The 15,925-nt window shown below is 62.0% G+C and carries 12 protein-coding genes; 9 read left to right on the top strand and 3 right to left on the bottom strand.

Going from position 1 to position 15,925, the window contains the following annotated elements; translation table 11 throughout:
• Window positions 1-65: 65 nt before the first annotated feature.
• Entirely contained in the window at window positions 66-1,133 is a 1,068-nt protein-coding gene (locus tag WB528_RS01465; protein WP_423886656.1) for an acyltransferase family protein, read from the top strand.
• Between the two features lie 87 nt (window positions 1,134-1,220).
• Window positions 1,221-4,271 (top strand): DNA polymerase I, encoded by a 3,051-nt coding sequence (gene polA, locus WB528_RS01460; RefSeq protein ID WP_423886655.1) that lies wholly within the window; start codon window positions 1,221-1,223, stop codon window positions 4,269-4,271.
• 60 nt (window positions 4,272-4,331) lie between these two features.
• Here the strand turns inward: polA and WB528_RS01455 are convergent, their stop codons facing one another.
• Window positions 4,332-5,948, bottom strand: a complete 1,617-nt coding sequence (locus WB528_RS01455) for a phosphoenolpyruvate carboxykinase (protein WP_423886654.1) — start codon at window positions 5,946-5,948, stop codon at window positions 4,332-4,334.
• A 220-nt stretch (window positions 5,949-6,168) separates the two neighbouring features.
• Complete coding sequence (locus WB528_RS01450) at window positions 6,169-6,900, bottom strand: HugZ family protein (protein WP_423886653.1); 732 nt, start codon at window positions 6,898-6,900, stop codon at window positions 6,169-6,171.
• A 217-nt stretch (window positions 6,901-7,117) separates the two neighbouring features.
• Between WB528_RS01450 and WB528_RS01445 the strand changes: the two genes are divergently transcribed.
• The 5 genes from WB528_RS01445 (at window position 7,118) to WB528_RS01425 (ending at window position 11,120) form a co-directional block, all read left to right on the top strand.
• The gene (locus WB528_RS01445; RefSeq protein ID WP_029587720.1) at window positions 7,118-7,819 is read left to right on the top strand and encodes a response regulator transcription factor; all 702 of its coding nucleotides are present in this window, start codon (window positions 7,118-7,120) and stop codon (window positions 7,817-7,819) included.
• A 115-nt stretch (window positions 7,820-7,934) separates the two neighbouring features.
• Window positions 7,935-9,746, top strand: a complete 1,812-nt coding sequence (locus tag WB528_RS01440; protein ID WP_423886652.1) for a stimulus-sensing domain-containing protein — start codon at window positions 7,935-7,937, stop codon at window positions 9,744-9,746.
• Entirely contained in the window at window positions 9,746-10,261 is a 516-nt protein-coding gene (locus tag WB528_RS01435) for an HPr kinase/phosphorylase (protein ID WP_423886651.1), read from the top strand. Before WB528_RS01440 ends, WB528_RS01435 begins: the two co-directional genes overlap by 1 nt.
• A 131-nt stretch (window positions 10,262-10,392) precedes the next feature.
• Window positions 10,393-10,794, top strand: coding sequence for a PTS sugar transporter subunit IIA (locus WB528_RS01430; protein ID WP_068733893.1), 402 nt, complete (start codon window positions 10,393-10,395; stop codon window positions 10,792-10,794).
• The gene (locus WB528_RS01425; RefSeq protein ID WP_423886650.1) at window positions 10,791-11,120 is read left to right on the top strand and encodes an HPr family phosphocarrier protein; all 330 of its coding nucleotides are present in this window, start codon (window positions 10,791-10,793) and stop codon (window positions 11,118-11,120) included. The genes WB528_RS01430 and WB528_RS01425 overlap by 4 nt, the downstream gene beginning before the upstream one ends.
• Before the next feature lie 69 nt (window positions 11,121-11,189).
• On the opposite strand, the gene WB528_RS01420 is transcribed toward WB528_RS01425, so the two are convergent.
• Window positions 11,190-12,809 carry a glycosyltransferase family 39 protein gene (locus WB528_RS01420; RefSeq protein ID WP_423886649.1) on the bottom strand — a complete coding sequence of 540 codons (1,620 nt, stop codon included), beginning with the start codon at window positions 12,807-12,809 and terminating at the stop codon, window positions 11,190-11,192.
• A 144-nt stretch (window positions 12,810-12,953) separates the two neighbouring features.
• Here WB528_RS01420 and lepA point away from each other — a divergent pair, with 144 nt between their 5' ends.
• Window positions 12,954-14,759, top strand: coding sequence for a translation elongation factor 4 (gene lepA / locus WB528_RS01415; protein ID WP_423886648.1), 1,806 nt, complete (start codon window positions 12,954-12,956; stop codon window positions 14,757-14,759).
• Window positions 14,760-14,972: 213 nt separating this feature from the next.
• Window positions 14,973-15,925, top strand: a 953-nt coding sequence (locus tag WB528_RS01410; protein WP_423886647.1) for an acyl-CoA dehydrogenase family protein, incomplete at its 3' end; no start/stop codon positions are given.

Below are 15,925 nucleotides of genomic sequence, written 5' to 3'. Positions count from 1 at the left end.
GAGTAAAGGAGAATGAAACGGATACGCCCGATGATGCAACAGAGCCGCTCCGGAAAGGGACTGCGATGACATCAAACGGCACATCTGCCGTTGCCCAAACGAGCGGCCCTGCACGCTCCGGCCGGGTCGATTGGGTCGACTACGCCAAGGGCATCTGCATCATCATGGTCGTGATGATGCATTCGGTGCTGGGGGTGGAACTGGCCGCCGGCCAGACCGGCTTCATGCACCTGGTGGTCGCCTTCGCCAAACCGTTCCGGATGCCGGATTTCTTCCTGATCTCCGGCCTGTTCCTGCCGCTCGTCATTGATCGAGACTGGCGCACCTATCTCGACCGGAAGGTCATGCATTTCGCCTATTTCTACGTCCTCTGGGTGACGATCCAATTCGGCTTCAAGGCGCCTGCCTTTGCCGCTGAAACGAGTTGGGCTCATGCCGGATACCTTTATCTGGAATCGTTCGTCGAACCGTTCGGCACGTTGTGGTTCATTTACGAGTTGCCGATCTTCTTCGTTGTCACGAAGGCGACGCGGCGCCTGCCGCCGCTGCTGATCTGGGGCCTCGCGGCAATCCTGGAGATGACCCACTACTCGACCGGCTGGACCGCGATCGACGAATTCGGCGCGCGCTTTGTGTACTTCTATACTGGCTACCTGTTTGCGGACCGGGTGTTCGCGTTGTCCAATCACGCGCGGGCAGAGCCCCGCCTCGCGCTCGCCGCATTGGCGCTTTGGGCGCTCGCCGACGAAAGCCTTGTACGGCTTGGGGTGAGCGAATGGCCGCTGATTTCGCTGTCGCTGGGCATCGTCGGCGCGTGCGCTATCGTCACGATCGGCACGCTGCTGGCGCGCGCGAGATGGCTCGACTTCGTCCGCTTCTGCGGCGAGCACTCGATCGTGATCTACCTCGCCTTCTTCCTGCCGATGGCGGCAACGCGGACGCTTCTTCTGCGCATCGGCATCATCCACGACGTCGGGGTGATGTCGCTGACGGTCACGCTGGTAGCCCTGTTCGGCGCGCTGGCGATCTGGCAGGCCGCGATCAGATTCGGGGCCAACTTCCTGTTCGAACGCCCCGATACGTTCTGGATCGCGCCGAAAAAACCCAGCCCGACCCTGCAAGCGGCGGAATAGGGCTCAGGCGCGCGACTTACGCAAAAATCCCCGGCACAACGGGTTTCGAAGGCTGTCAATCGCCGGAAAAATCCCTAAATTTCGGCCATGCCGAAATCCGCGCCAAAAACCGCTGCCCCAAAACCCGTTGCCGCCAAAGCCCTCGCCAAGGGCGACCACGTATTTCTGGTCGACGGCTCCTCCTATATTTTTCGCGCCTACCACGCGCTGCCGCCGCTCAACCGCAAATCCGATGGATTGCAGGTTAATGCGGTGCTCGGCTTCTGCAACATGCTGTGGAAGCTGTTGCGCGACATGCCGCCGGACAACCGGCCGACGCATCTGGCAATCGTCTTTGACAAGTCCGAAGTCACCTTCCGCAACAAGCTTTATCCCGATTACAAGGCCCACCGCCCGCCGGCGCCGGACGATCTCATTCCTCAGTTCGCTCTTATCCGCGATGCCGTGCGGGCTTTCGATCTGCCCTGTCTCGAGCAAATCGGCTTCGAGGCCGACGACCTGATTGCGACCTACGCGAAGGAGGCCGGCCAACGCGGCGCCACCACCACCATCGTGTCCTCGGACAAGGACCTCATGCAGCTCGTCACCGACAAGGTGACGATGTTCGACACCATGAAGGATCGCCGCATCGGGATTCCCGAAGTGATCGAGAAATTCGGCGTGCCGCCGGAGAAAGTCGTCGAAGTTCAGGCGCTGGCGGGAGATTCCACCGACAACGTCCCGGGCGTGCCCGGCATCGGCATCAAGACCGCGGCGCAACTGATCGTCGAATACGGCGATCTCGAAACGCTGCTGAAACGCGCCGGCGAGATCAAACAGCCGAAGCGGCGCGAAGCCTTGATCGAGAATGCCGGGAAGGCGCGCATTTCGCGGCAACTGGTGCTGCTCGACGACAAGGTCAAGCTGGACGTGCCGCTCGACGACCTGGCGGTGCACGAGCCCGACGCGCGCAAGCTGGTCGCCTTTCTCAAGGCAATGGAGTTCTCCACGCTCACCCGGCGCGTCGCCGAATATTCGCAAATCGATCCGGCATCCGTGCAAGCCGATGCAGGGAAAGGAGGCGTATTTTCGCCGCTTCCGCTTGCCGAGAAAGTCGATGAATCCGGCAACGTACCCAGGTCCACCCAAAGCGGGGACTTGTTTGCCGACCAGAAGCCGGTCTCGCCAAAGGGCGGAGCGGGCGCTCCGGGCAAGCCGGGCGACAGGAACGACAAGACATCGAGCCTGAAGGGCACGCCGAAGGCGCTAGCGGCGGCGCGCGCTGAGGAAGCGCGCAACACGCCGATCGATCGCAAGAAATACCAGACCATCCGCACACCGGCCGAACTCAAGACCTGGATTGCGCGGGCGCAAGATGCCGGCCAGTTCGCGCTCGAAATCAAGGCAAGCTCGGAAGACCCGATGCAGGCCGAGATTTGCGGCATTGCGCTCGCGCTAAAGCCCAACGATGCCGGCTACATTCCGCTCGATCACAAGCAGGCCGGCGACGGCAGCGGACTTTTTGCCGCCGGGCTTGCCCCCGACCAGATGAAGGTAACGGATGCGCTGGCGGCACTGCGGCCGCTGCTGGAATCCGCCGGCATTCTCAAGATCGGATTCAACATCAAATTCGGCGCGGTTATGCTGGCGCAGGCCGGCATCACGCTACGCAATTGCGACGACGCGCAGCTCATGAGTTATGCGCTCGACGCCGGCCGCAACGCGCATGGGCTCGATTCGCTTTCAGAAAGCTGGCTCGGTCACGCCACCATCACCCATGGCGAATTGACCGGCAGCGGCAAAGGCAAGCTGAGTTTCGATCAAGTCGCGATCGACAGAGCGACCGAATATTCGGCTGAGGATGCCGACGTGATCCTGCGGCTATGGAGGCTGCTGAAGCCGCGCCTCGTCGCCGAGCACATGACGGCGGTCTACGAGCTGCTGGAACGTCCGCTGGTGGCGGTGCTGGCGCGAATGGAGCGGCGCGGCATCTCGATCGATCGGCAGGTGTTGTCGCGTCTCTCCGGTGAGTTCGCCCAGACCGCGGCACGGGTCGAGGCCGAGATTCAGGAAATTGCCGGCGAGCCGGTCAATGTCGGCAGTCCCAAGCAAATCGGCGACATCCTGTTCGGCAAGATGGCGATTCCCGGCGGCACCAAGACCAAGACCGGCGCATGGTCGACCTCGGCGCAAATCCTCGACGACCTCGCCGAGCAGGGCCATGAATTTCCAAAGAAGATTTTGGAGTGGCGGCAGGTCTCGAAACTGAAATCCACCTACACCGACGCGCTGCCGACCTATGTGCACCCGCAGACCCATCGCGTGCATACGACTTACGCGCTGGCGGCGACCACCACCGGGCGACTGTCGTCGAATGAGCCGAACCTGCAAAACATTCCGGTACGCACCGAGGACGGAAGAAAAATTCGCCGCGCCTTCATCGCGTCCGCCGGCCACAAGCTGGTGTCGGCGGATTATTCGCAGATCGAATTGCGCCTGTTGGCCGAGATCGCCGATATTCCCGTGCTCAAGCAGGCTTTTCGCGACGGGCTCGACATTCACGCCATGACCGCTTCGGAGATGTTCGGCGTTCCCGTCAAGGACATGCCAAGCGAGGTACGCCGTCGTGCCAAGGCGATCAATTTCGGCATCATCTACGGAATCTCGGCGTTTGGATTGGCCAATCAGCTCGGCATCGCCCGTGAAGAGGCGTCCGCCTACATCAAGAAATATTTCGAGCGCTTCCCCGGCATTCGCGCCTATATGGACGCCACGCGCGATTTCTGCCGCGCCAACGGCTATGTCGAAACGCTGTTCGGCCGCAAATGCCACTACCCCGATATCAAAGCCTCCAACGCCTCGGTCCGTGCATTTAACGAGCGTGCGGCGATTAACGCGCGCCTGCAGGGAACGGCCGCCGACATCATCCGCCGGGCGATGATCCGCATGGAAGAGGCGCTCGCCGAGAAGAAACTCTCGGCGCAAATGCTGCTGCAAGTTCACGACGAACTGATCTTCGAGGTGCCGGACGGCGAGGTCGCGGCGACGCTGCCGGTGGTTCAGCACGTCATGCAAGATGCGCCGTTCCCGGCTGTCGTGCTCTCGGTGCCGCTGCACGTCGATGCGCGCGCGGCCAGCAACTGGGACGAGGCGCACTGAAGAAAAGAAGAGCGGTGGGTGCCCACCGCTCTTCTGAACTTGTCTTGCCTGTGCCGCCGTTTATTCCGCCGCGAGCTTGACCTCAGGCGCAGCCGCGCGGACGTCGGCATCGACCTTGGCTTCGAACTTGGCGAAATTCTTCTGGAACATGCCGACCAGGGCGCGTGCGGTCTTGTCGAACTCGGCCTTGTCTTTCCAAGTGTTGACGGGATCGAGAATGTCGCTCGGCACACCCGGCAGCGCGGTCGGCACCTCAAAGCCGAAATACTTGTCGGTGCGGAACTCGACATTGCGCAAGGAGCCATCGAGCGCTGCGGTGAGCAGCGTCCGCGTCACCTTGATCGGCATCCGCGAGCCGGTGCCGAACTTGCCGCCGGTCCACCCCGTATTGACCAGCCAGCAATCGACATTGTGCTTGGCGATCAGCTCGCGCAGCATATTGCCGTACACGGACGGATCGAGCGGCAGGAACGGCGACCCAAAGCAGGTCGAGAATTCCGGCTGCGGCTCGTTACCGAGGCCACGCTCGGTGCCCGCCACCTTGGCGGTGTAGCCGGACAGGAAGTGATACATCGCCTGCGCAGGCGAAAGCTTGGCGATCGGCGGCAGGACGCCGAAGGCATCGGCGGCCAGCATCACCACGTTCTTCGGATGACCGGCGCGGCCTGTTCTTGAAGCGTTGGGGATGAAATCCAAGGGATAAGCAGATCGCGTATTTTCCGTCTTCGAGCCGTCGTCGAAATCGGGCACCCGCGTAAACTCGTCGAGCACGACGTTCTCAAGCACGGCGCCGAAGCGCTTGCTGGCGGAATAAATCTCGGGCTCGGCCTCTTCCGACAGCTTGATGCACTTGGCGTAGCATCCGCCTTCGAAATTGAAGATGCCGTCGGTGCCCCAGCCGTGCTCGTCGTCGCCGATCAGCGTCCGCTTGGGATCGGCCGAGAGCGTGGTTTTTCCGGTGCCGGAGAGGCCGAAGAAAACCGCGCTATCGCCTGCGGGGCCGACATTGGCTGAACAGTGCATCGGCAACACGCCGCGCGCGGGCAGATAGTAATTGAGCGTCGTGAACACGCTCTTCTTCATCTCACCGGCATAATAAGAGCCGCCGATCAGGACGATCTTGCGAGCGAAATCGATTGCGACCACGTTCTCCGAGCGCACGCCGTGACGTTTCGGATCGGCGCGGAAGCTCGGCAGGTCGATGATGGTCAGTTCGGGCGCGAAGCCTGCGAGCTCCGACTGCTGGGGCCTGATCAAGAGCGTGCGGATAAAGAGCGAGTGCCAGGCGAGCTCGGTGAAGACGCGGGTCTTGATCCGGAACGTCGGATCGGCGCCACCGTAGAGGTCCTGCGCAAACAACGTCATGCCTTCGGCATGCTTGAGGAAGTCGGTATAGATCGCTTCGAACTGCTCGGCAGATATCGACTGGTTGCCGGCCCACCACATGTTCTTGTCGGTGGTCGCGTCACGAACCGTGAACTTGTCCTTCGGGCTGCGGCCGGTGAACTCGCCGGTGTCCGCGCACAATGCGCCATCGGCCGAGAGCCTCGCTTCGCCTGCCGACAGCGCGTGCTGGTAAAGCTGCGATGCACCGAGATTCCAGTGCACACCTTTCAGATTTTTCAAGCCTAACTTGTCGGCGCCGAAGGCGCCGTTGCGTTTACCCGTCTCTTGCACGAAAAACTCCTCCTCGAATCCGCGTATCTCGATCGCGCGAACGCCGCACGTCCTTCACGGTTAAGACCGCGAATATACTCGCCCAACCAAGGCCCGGCGAACGAAACTTTCGGGCGATCTATTATTGATGAATGCCGGGCTTGCCAAGCCGATCCCGCCGATTTGGTTTATTCCAGAGGGTGCCGGCCCAATTTGCCGCATGCTGCGCCGCGAAGGGGGCTCACGCTTTCGTCCGGGCTTGTTCGGCCAGGCGAACCAGCATCTTGCGGAGCTCGCCGGGCCCCGTGACTCGCTGCGGAAAGTCGAGCCGCAGGGTCTTGTTTCCGGCTTGCAGGTCGATGCCATCAGGATCGAGCCCGCTGCATAGCCAATCGCCCGCTCCTGCGCCCAAAAGACACGTGGCGTACAGGCCAAGCGCCTCCCGATGGTCGGTGTTCATGTGCTCGACCGCACTTTGTTCTGCTTCCAGAAGCGCCCCGGCGTCCGAAATATCGGTCAGAAATTGCGCCGGCTTGAGATCTAGAATCCGTCCAAATCCAGCGACGAGATGGGTTCCCGAAAGGCGTATCCGAAAAAAGGCGAAGTCCTTGAAGTCCACGAAGACTTCCGCACCCGGATGGGCGTTGAGGTAGCGCCGGCGCACGATTTCCTGATCGGAGGCGACTTCCTCGGCGTGGCCCGACAGCATGATCCGCGATCCCTCCAGCGGATCGCCTTCGACGCGCTCGTCCAGCATTAGCGAAACCCTCGCGTCCGCCAGCAGGTTTCTGGTGTGAATCGCGAGGCGGGAAATCAGCAGGATTGGCGAGCCGTCAGGGTAGCTTGCGACGTTCACGAGCGAGCAGTAGGGATCGCCGCTGCCGGTCATCAAGGTCGCGAGCGCACCCTGCCGGCTGCGGCGAAGAAGCCTGCCGACTGCCTTGGCGGGCTCGAAATCAGGGGTCAATTGCATCGATTATTTCCTTGCATCCTATTGCAATTTGGACCTTTTTTCGGGTAAACGGACGTCTATATGGGTCGAGGCGCCTAAAGTTCAGGAAGCGCCTCCAGGAAACTCGGTCACACTTCAGCCCAGCTTGCATTGCTCGTTGACCGCGTTCGAAGCCCAGTTATGCGGCGCACCAACTGAATAGCCGCCGTTTCAGCAACGTTAGTGCGAAAGCAGGCTCATGCCCACAATTGCCCTGGTCGATGACGACCGCAACATTCTCACATCCGTCTCGATTGCGCTCGAAGCCGAGGGCTACCGCATCATGACCTACACGGATGGTGCGTCAGCACTCGATGGATTCAGGACCAGCCCACCGGACCTTGCCATCCTCGACATCAAGATGCCGCGCATGGACGGCATGGAGACGCTGAGGCGGTTGCGGCAAAAATCCGATCTGCCGGTGATCTTCCTGACGTCCAAGGACGAGGAAATCGACGAATTGTTCGGCCTCAAAATGGGCGCCGACGATTTCATCCGCAAGCCATTCTCCCAGCGATTGCTGGTCGAACGCGTCAAGGCGGTGTTGCGCCGCGCAGCGCCGAAGGATCCGACCGCTGTGCCGAAGGAGACCGACGCCAAGGCGCTCGACCGCGGGCTCCTGCGCATGGATCCGGAACGCCACACCTGCACCTGGAAGAACGAGCCGGTCACGCTCACCGTGACCGAGTTTCTGATCCTTCAGGCGCTGGCCACACGTCCCGGCGTCGTGAAGAGCCGCAACGCCTTGATGGATGCAGCCTATGATGACCAGGTCTATGTCGACGATCGGACCATCGACAGCCACATCAAGCGGCTGCGCAAGAAGTTCAAGGTCGTGGACGACGACTTCGAGATGATCGAAACCCTCTATGGGGTCGGATACCGTTTCAAGGAAACCTGAGGGGCGCAGGGTCTCCTGCGCGCTTTTACGGACTAACGCCGCCGGAGCACCGGTGGTAGAATGCTGAAACGACAGCACCGCTTCAGCCTTTTGAAACAACCGGCGGTTTTGGCCATTGCTTGATCGAACCCAGCCTGATGCAACCCTGAGCGCCGACGACGTCACGACCGGCGTCGTGATGGATACCGTTGCCGCGGAAAGCCCGGCCTTGCCGTCATGGCGGCCGCTCGACTGGCTGCAGCGGTTCGGACAGTTCGCCTTTGCCTTAAGCTTCTCCAGCCTCACCCGGCGTATCGTTTCGCTCAACATTGCCGGCCTGCTTGCGCTGGTAGCGAGCATTCTCTACCTCTCGCAATTCCGCGCCGGCCTGATCGACGCCCGCGCGCAGAGCTTGCTGGTGCAGGCCGAGATCATCGCCGGCGCCATCGCAGCGTCAGCCACCGTCGAAACCAATACCATCACCATCGACCCCGACCGGTTGCAGGATTTGAAGCCTGGCGAGACCTATGGCGCGCCGGACGAATTTTCGGGGCTCGATTTTCCGATCAATCCGGAGCGGGTCGCGCCGGTGCTGCGCCGGCTGATTTCGCCGACCAAAACCCGTGCGCGCATCTACGACCGCGACGGCTCGCTCATTCTGGATAGCCGCAGTCTCTATGGCCGCGGCGATGTGCTGCGCTTCGAGCTGCCGCCGCCCGCCGTAGAGAAGCCAGGGATTGCCGAACGCACGATGATCGCAATCCGGACCTGGCTCAATCGCGGCGACCTGCCGCTTTATACCGAACTCGGTCCGGAAAACGGCAACGGCTACCAGGAGGTCGAGCAATCGCTGAAAGGCCAGAAAAGCAGCATGGTGCGCGTCAACGACCGCGGTGAGGTGATTGTTTCGGTCGCAGTCCCCGTGCAGCGGTTCCGCGCGATCCACGGCTCGTTGATGCTTTCGACCCAGGGCGACGATATCGACCAGATGGTCACTGCCGAACGGCTTGCGATCCTCAAGGTCGGCGGCGTCGCTTCCATTGTCATGATTGTGCTGTCGCTGGCGCTCGCCAGCACCATCGCGGGGCCGGTGCGCCGGCTCGCCGACAGCGCCGAACGGGTCCGCCGCCGCATCCGCACCCGTGTCGAGATTCCCGATTTCACCGGGCGCCGCGACGAGATCGGCCATCTCTCCGGCGCGCTGCGCGACATGACCGGCGCGCTTTACAACCGCATCGAGGCGATCGAGACGTTCGCCGCCGACGTCGCCCACGAACTGAAGAACCCGCTGACCTCGCTGCGCTCGGCGGTCGAGACCCTGCCGCTCGCGCGCACCGAAAACAGCCGAGCCCGGCTGCTCGCCGTGATCGAGCATGACGTCAAACGCCTCGACCGGCTGATCTCGGACATTTCCGACGCAAGCCGGCTCGATGCCGAGTTGCAGCGCCAGGACATGGCGCCGGTCGATCTCCGCCGCTTGCTCACGGCGCTCGCTTCCGTCGCCAACGAAACCCGGCGCGGCAACACTGTCGGCGTCGAGCTGCGCTTCGAGGGCCGGGGGGCGCACGATACCTTCTCGGTGCCGGGACACGATTCGCGGCTCGGACAGGTCATCTCCAACCTGCTGTCGAACGCCCAGTCATTCTCGGAACCCGGCAGCAAGGTGCGGATCAGCTGCCGGAACAGGCGCTCGAACATCGAAATCATCGTCGACGACGACGGGCCCGGCATCCGAGAGGACGCGCTCTCCCGGATTTTCGAGCGCTTCTACACCGATCGGCCGCATCAGGGCTTCGGGCAAAATTCTGGGCTCGGTCTTTCGATCTCGAGGCAGATCGTGGAAGCCCATGGCGGGAGGATATGGGCGGAGAATCGCGCGGGCCCGCCGACCGCCGGCGGCGAGCCGACGGTTGCCGGCGCCCGCTTTGTGGTCCGGCTCCCGACGTAATGACGGGCGAGAGCGGCACCAGCATCCACGCCTCCGCCGTACTGGTCGGAGACCGGGCCGTCCTCATCCGCGGGCCATCCGGTTCCGGCAAATCGCGCCTTGCTTTCGACCTCGTGCTGGCCGGCCGCGCCGACCTGATTGCCGCGGCCATGTTGGTGGGAGATGACCGCGTCCATGTCTGGCCGCGGATGGGGGAACTCATGGTCCGCCCCGCGCCCGCATTGGCCGGCCTGATCGAAATTCGTGGTCTTGGTATCCGCCGTTGCGATTTCGCGCCCGAAGCCTCCATCGGCCTGGTGGTCGATCTGGATGCGGCCGACGCCGAGCGCCTGCCGCCGCCGGACGCCTTGCAGACCGAGATAAATGGTATTTTGATACCAAGAATCCCCGTCAAACAGGGATTTTCGGCACTTCCACTGGTCATCGGCGCCCTTACAATGACCGCGAATTCATCTTCGGCAGATTGCTCGAAGGAATTTGGTAACCATATCAGTCCCACTATCGCGACCGAATAGACCGGCGCTCGTTCCCGCTCCCCTTCGCCCATTTGCGGGAAAATTGCAGCGATCCCCTCTTGCGCAGGGGCTCTGGATGGTCAAAGTGGCGCGTTCGTGCGGTGCACAAAGGCACCCACGAGGAGTTTTCGATGATTGGTCTAGTGCTTGTGACCCATGGGCGCCTTGCCGACGAATTCAAGGCGGCGCTTGAGCATGTTATGGGTCCGCAAAAACAAATCGAAGCCGTCACAATCGGGGCCGAGGATGATTCCGATTTGTGCCGCAGCGACATAATCGAGGCAGTCAATCGCGTCGACAGCGGCGATGGGGTTGCGATCCTCACCGACATGTTCGGCGGCACGCCTTCGAATCTCGCGATTTCCTGCATGAGCCGCCCGAAGGTGGAAGTGCTCGCAGGAATCAATCTTCCCATGCTGGTCAAACTTGCCAAGGTCCGCGAAGAGCGAACGCTTCCCGATGCCATTGCCATGGCCCAGGAAGCCGGCCGCAAATATGTGACCATCGCAAGCCGGGTACTCGCCGGCAAATGAGCGACGACGACGCGTCGCCCGAGACTTCAGCCGGACCGAGTATCCCGGACGGCGCCATTTCTCGTGAACTGCCAATCGTCAACAAACGCGGCCTTCACGCGCGCGCTTCGGCCAAATTCGTGCAGATGGTCGAGCGCTTCAACGCCGACATATGGGTAACCAAAGGCGGAGAGACGGTCGGCGGCACCTCGATCATGGGGCTGATGATGCTGTCCGCAGGACCGGGCACATCGATCACGGTCTCGGCCGCCGGACCCGAGGCTCAGGCTGCGCTGGATGCGATCAGCGAACTCGTCGCCGCCAAGTTCAACGAAGAGAATATGTAAGCTTCGAAGAGGCGCGGTATCGACGGCGTCCTCCCTCGCAGCGCTATTGCGGGGAGAGGATAAGAGAAATCATTTCGCCGGCGGCACGATATAGATCTTCCAGGTAGTCGCCGGCCCCGGATGGCCCTTGAAGAAGCGCTGCGTGGTGACGGCCAGCTGCTCGGCATCCTTGCCGTTCTTGGCCATCCAGGCCTCGCACTCCGGCAGCCGGTTATCCGTTGTATCGCAGACGCCGATGAATCCAAGGCGCTTGGCTTCCTCCAGCGAGGTCAGGCCCGACGACCAGATTTCACCGGGCGTCAACGGCGCCGGATGATCCGGGCTATAGAATGTCATGGGCTCGCCGACCTCTGTTGTGCCGGCGACCACCGACCAGCGCGAAAAAAAGCGGTTGTGCCATAGCTGGGTCAGTTCGCGGGCCAACTGGGAGCGCGCGCCATAGCCGAAGGCGGCATTCGGATTATCGGTGATCTCGCGGGCCGCGATAGTGGGCGAGGCGGCGAGCGTCGCCAAGGTGAGAACAAGCCAGGTCGCAGTAATCCGGAACAACGCGATGCTTGGTAGCCGCAGTTGCGGAATCGCGACCAGCGTCAACGGCGTCAGGAAGAACAGCGAGATCCCCCAATCGGTCTTCATATAGACCGACAAGATCAATCCGCCGAGCGGCGGCCCGACCGCGACCACGATCTGGATGATCCAGACATTGAGCGCCTGCGACAGGTTCACGCCGCTATTCGCCCCGGGCGACCAGACGCGCGCTAGCGTGGTCGACGGCCGGCGCAGGCTTATTCCAACGAGCGCGAGGGAGGCGATCAATACCGGCAAGGCCAAAAGCCCTAGATTATGCTCGACGTAACCGAGAACCAGCATCGCGCTCTCAGCGCGGGTTCGATGCCCGTAGACATCGTCGGCGTAGATGAGCGGTGCGAAGTCCACGCCTTTCAACCACAGAAGATGCGGAATCATCGCAACGATAGCGACGACAATCGCGACCCAGGGCGCCGGCGAGCGCAGCAGTTTCATCCGGTCCGGATGAATCAGCGCGGCCAGCCCGACCGCGCCGATCATGGTCAGCACCCAGTATTTTGTCATCAGCGCCAACGCAACGGCCAGCCCGAGCCAGAAGCCTGAGAGGGCGTTGCGTTTTTCAAACGCATTCAGATAGGCCAGCATCAGAAGCGGCAGCGTGACGAGTTGCAGGAGGTCCGGATTGTATTTGAAGCCCTTGAAATTGAAGATCGGGTAGATCGCAAGCATCACCACGACCATAAACGCGCGGCGATAATCCACCACCCGAAGCGCGATCAGCCACGTGATCACGAGGCCCACGGAGACCGTCGTCATCGCCAGCAGATAGGTGGCCCAATCGGTGACCGGAAAAGCCTTGAACCAGAGACCGGCGACCCAGCCTGCCAGCGGCGGATGCTTGCCGTAGCCGAGTTGGAACTTCTGCCCCCAGGCAAAGGCTTCGGCGACGTCCATGTGGACGTCCTGCGCCGCCTTGAGATTGATCAGGATGACGGTCCAGAGCAGCGCATGGATCGTGGCAAAGGTAAAGACGAACGCGGAAGCGCCATGGCGATTGGTCGCGGACGCCGCCACCCAGGCCGCGAGCCGCCTGAAGCTCAGCCGCCGGCTTTTCCGACGCCGTGACTGCACAGGCGCAGAAGTTAGCAGTGTCGTTGGCATACGCGTCGTACCCTCGTTTCGTCGCGGCATTCCCGTGTGGGTAGCGCGTTTTCCGCTGCCATGAAATCAGCTTGACGTGAAGAAGCCCCGTTAAAATGCCGCAATATGGTTGCCGCACCGGAACGCGAATGCTATCCCGCGCCCATGACATCCGCCCCGATTTCGAACATCCGCAACTTTTCGATCGTTGCGCATATTGACCATGGCAAATCGACGCTGGCCGACCGCCTGATCCAGACCACAGGCGGGTTGCAAGCCCGCGAGAGGACGGAACAGGTGCTCGATTCCATGGATACCGAGCGCGAGCGTGGAATCACGATCAAGGCGCAAACCGTGCGGCTGAGCTACACCGCCAAGGACGGCCAATCCTACATCCTGAATTTGATCGACACGCCGGGCCATGTCGATTTCGCCTACGAGGTGTCGCGCTCGCTGGCAGCCTGTGAAGGTTCGCTGCTGGTGGTGGACGCAAGCCAGGGCGTCGAGGCCCAGACACTCGCCAACGTCTACCATGCGCTCGACGCCGGCCATGAAATCGTGCCGGTCTTGAACAAGATCGACCTGCCGGCCGCCGAACCCGAACAGGTCAAGCAGCAGATCGAGGACGTGATCGGCATCGACGCCTCCGACGCCGTGATGATTTCGGCCAAGACCGGACTTGGCATCGACGAAGTGCTGGAAGCGATCGTGCATCGGCTGCCACCGCCCAAGGGCGACCGCGAGGCGTCGCTGAAGGCGCTTCTGGTCGATAGCTGGTACGACGTCTATCTCGGCGTCGTCGTGCTGGTGCGAATCGTCGATGGCGTGATGAAAAAGGGCCAGCGCATCCGCATGATGGGCACCGGCGCCGCCTACGACGTCGAGCGGGTCGGCTTCTTCACCCCGAAAATGCAGCAGATCGAGGAACTCGGCCCCGGCGAGATCGGCTTCATCACCGCAGCGATCAAGGAAGTCGCCGATACGCGCGTCGGCGATACCATCACCGACGACCGCAAACCGGTCACCGACATGCTGCCGGGCTTCAAGCCGGCAATTCCGGTGGTGTTCTGCGGCCTGTTTCCGGTCGACGCGGACGATTTCGAAACCCTGCGCGCGGCGATGGGAAAACTGCGCCTCAACGACGCGAGCTTTTCCTTCGAGATGGAAACCTCCGCCGCGCTCGGCTTCGGCTTCCGCTGCGGCTTCCTCGGACTATTGCATCTGGAAATCATCCAGGAGCGGCTGCACCGTGAGTTCGATCTCAACCTGATCGCGACCGCGCCGAGCGTGATCTACCGGATGCACTTGACCGACGGGCAGTCGATCGAAATCCATAACCCGATCGACATGCCGGACGTGGTGAAGATCGCCGAGATCGAGGAGCCCTGGATCGAGGCCACCATCCTCACCCCCGACGAATATCTCGGCAGCGTGCTGAAACTTTGCCAGGACCGCCGCGGCTCGCAGAAGGAGCTCACTTACGTCGGCAACCGCGCGATGGTGAAATACGAGCTGCCGCTCAACGAGGTGGTGTTCGATTTCTACGATCGCCTCAAATCGGTCTCGAAGGGCTACGCCTCGTTCGACTATCACCTCACCGACTACAAGCCGGCGGATCTCGTCAAGATGCAGATCCTGGTGAACAACGAGCCGGTCGACGCGCTCTCGATGCTGGTTCACAAGACGCGCGCGGAAGGCCGCGGCCGCGCCATGGTCGAGAAGATGAAGGAACTGATCCCGCCGCACATGTTCCAGATTCCGATCCAGGCTGCGATCGGAGGCAAGGTGATCGCGCGCGAGACCGTGCGCGCGCTGCGCAAGGACGTCACCGCGAAATGCTACGGCGGCGACATCACGCGCAAACGCAAACTTCTGGAGAAGCAGAAGGAAGGCAAGAAGAAGATGCGGCAGTTCGGCAAGGTCGACATTCCGCAGGAAGCCTTCATCGCCGCGCTGAAGGTCGATAGCTGAGCCCTCGTTGGCCTGCCTCCAACGCTCGCTTTCCCTCCGACGCTTGCCAGCCCAAGCGAGTAACGAATGTCAAACGGCTCCGTGAGCCCTGCAACCTGCGCCTTGCTCACCCGATAATTCTGCATCGACATCACTCGCGCGTACCTTGATCCCGGCCGCGAGTTGGACCAACATGGCCCTAATTGATCACTCGATAAAGTACAAGGAAACGCCATGAACAAGCCCGAAGCCACGAGCATCGCCTCGGGCCTCGTCGAACGCGCCAAGGCGCTGGCGCCCCTGATCGCGCAGGAGGCCGACGAGATCGAACGGACGCGGCGGCTGACCCCGAAGGTGGTTTCGGCCCTCGTCGAAAACGGGCTCTACCGCTCGCTGCTGCCCAGGAACATTGGCGGCTTCGAATCTCCGCCGACGGTATTCATGCAGATGCTGGAAGAGATCGCCAAGGCCGACGCCTCCACCGCCTGGTGCGTCGGCCAATGCTCGGTCGTCGCCATGACGGCGGCCTATCTCGATGCGGACGTAGCGCATCAGGTTTTCGGCAAACCGGACGACATCATGGCCTGGGGTGCGATCGCCCACGACATTCAGGCCGCTCCCGGCGGCTACACCGTCAGCGCGCGCTGGGATTTTGCCAGCGGCTCGCGTCAGGCCAACTGGCTCGGAGCCCATGTCCAGGTGCTCGATGCCGACGGCACGCGGCGGATGAGGTCCAATGGCACGCCGGAAATCCGTACCATCGTATTTCCGGCGTCAAGCGCCACCATGTACGACGTCTGGAATGTGATTGGACTGAGCGGCACCGGCACCGACTCCTACTCGGTCGAGAACCTGTTCATCCCGGATAATTTCGCGGCGCTGCGCGACGACTTCTCGGCTCTCCGCGAGAAGGGTCCGCTTTACCGGATCACGACCTACACCATGTTCGGGCTCGGCTTTGGCGCAGTCGCGCTCGGCGTCGCCCGCGCGACGCTGGATGCGGCGATCGACCTTGCGCGCAAAAAACACTCGGTCGGCATCACGGCGATGAAGGACAACAGCGCCGTTCAGGGCCTGATCGGACGCACCGAGGCGAAACTGCGCGCGGCGCGCGCCTATCACTTTTCCACCGCCACGGAAGCCTGGCAGGAATTGCTGAGCACCGGACGGCTGTCCGAGGACAGCCG

Source organism: Bradyrhizobium sp. (assembly GCF_049586575.1).
Classification (GTDB): Bacteria; Pseudomonadota; Alphaproteobacteria; order Rhizobiales; family Xanthobacteraceae; genus Bradyrhizobium.
The sequence above is the reverse complement of the archived record's forward strand: the minus strand, read 5'-3'. Positions and strand labels throughout refer to the sequence as shown.

Coding starts and splice junctions, on each gene's coding strand:
- WB528_RS01420 (WP_423886649.1), bottom strand. CDS start 12,809: ATGCCAACGACACTGCTAACTTCTGCGCCTGTGCAGTCACGGCGTCGG.
- WB528_RS01450 (WP_423886653.1), bottom strand. CDS start 6,900: ATGCAATTGACCCCTGATTTCGAGCCCGCCAAGGCAGTCGGCAGGCTT.
- WB528_RS01445 (WP_029587720.1), top strand. CDS start 7,118: ATGCCCACAATTGCCCTGGTCGATGACGACCGCAACATTCTCACATCC.
- WB528_RS01435 (WP_423886651.1), top strand. CDS start 9,746: ATGACGGGCGAGAGCGGCACCAGCATCCACGCCTCCGCCGTACTGGTC.
- WB528_RS01465 (WP_423886656.1), top strand. CDS start 66: ATGACATCAAACGGCACATCTGCCGTTGCCCAAACGAGCGGCCCTGCA.
- polA (WP_423886655.1), top strand. CDS start 1,221: ATGCCGAAATCCGCGCCAAAAACCGCTGCCCCAAAACCCGTTGCCGCC.
- WB528_RS01430 (WP_068733893.1), top strand. CDS start 10,393: ATGATTGGTCTAGTGCTTGTGACCCATGGGCGCCTTGCCGACGAATTC.
- WB528_RS01425 (WP_423886650.1), top strand. CDS start 10,791: ATGAGCGACGACGACGCGTCGCCCGAGACTTCAGCCGGACCGAGTATC.
- lepA (WP_423886648.1), top strand. CDS start 12,954: ATGACATCCGCCCCGATTTCGAACATCCGCAACTTTTCGATCGTTGCG.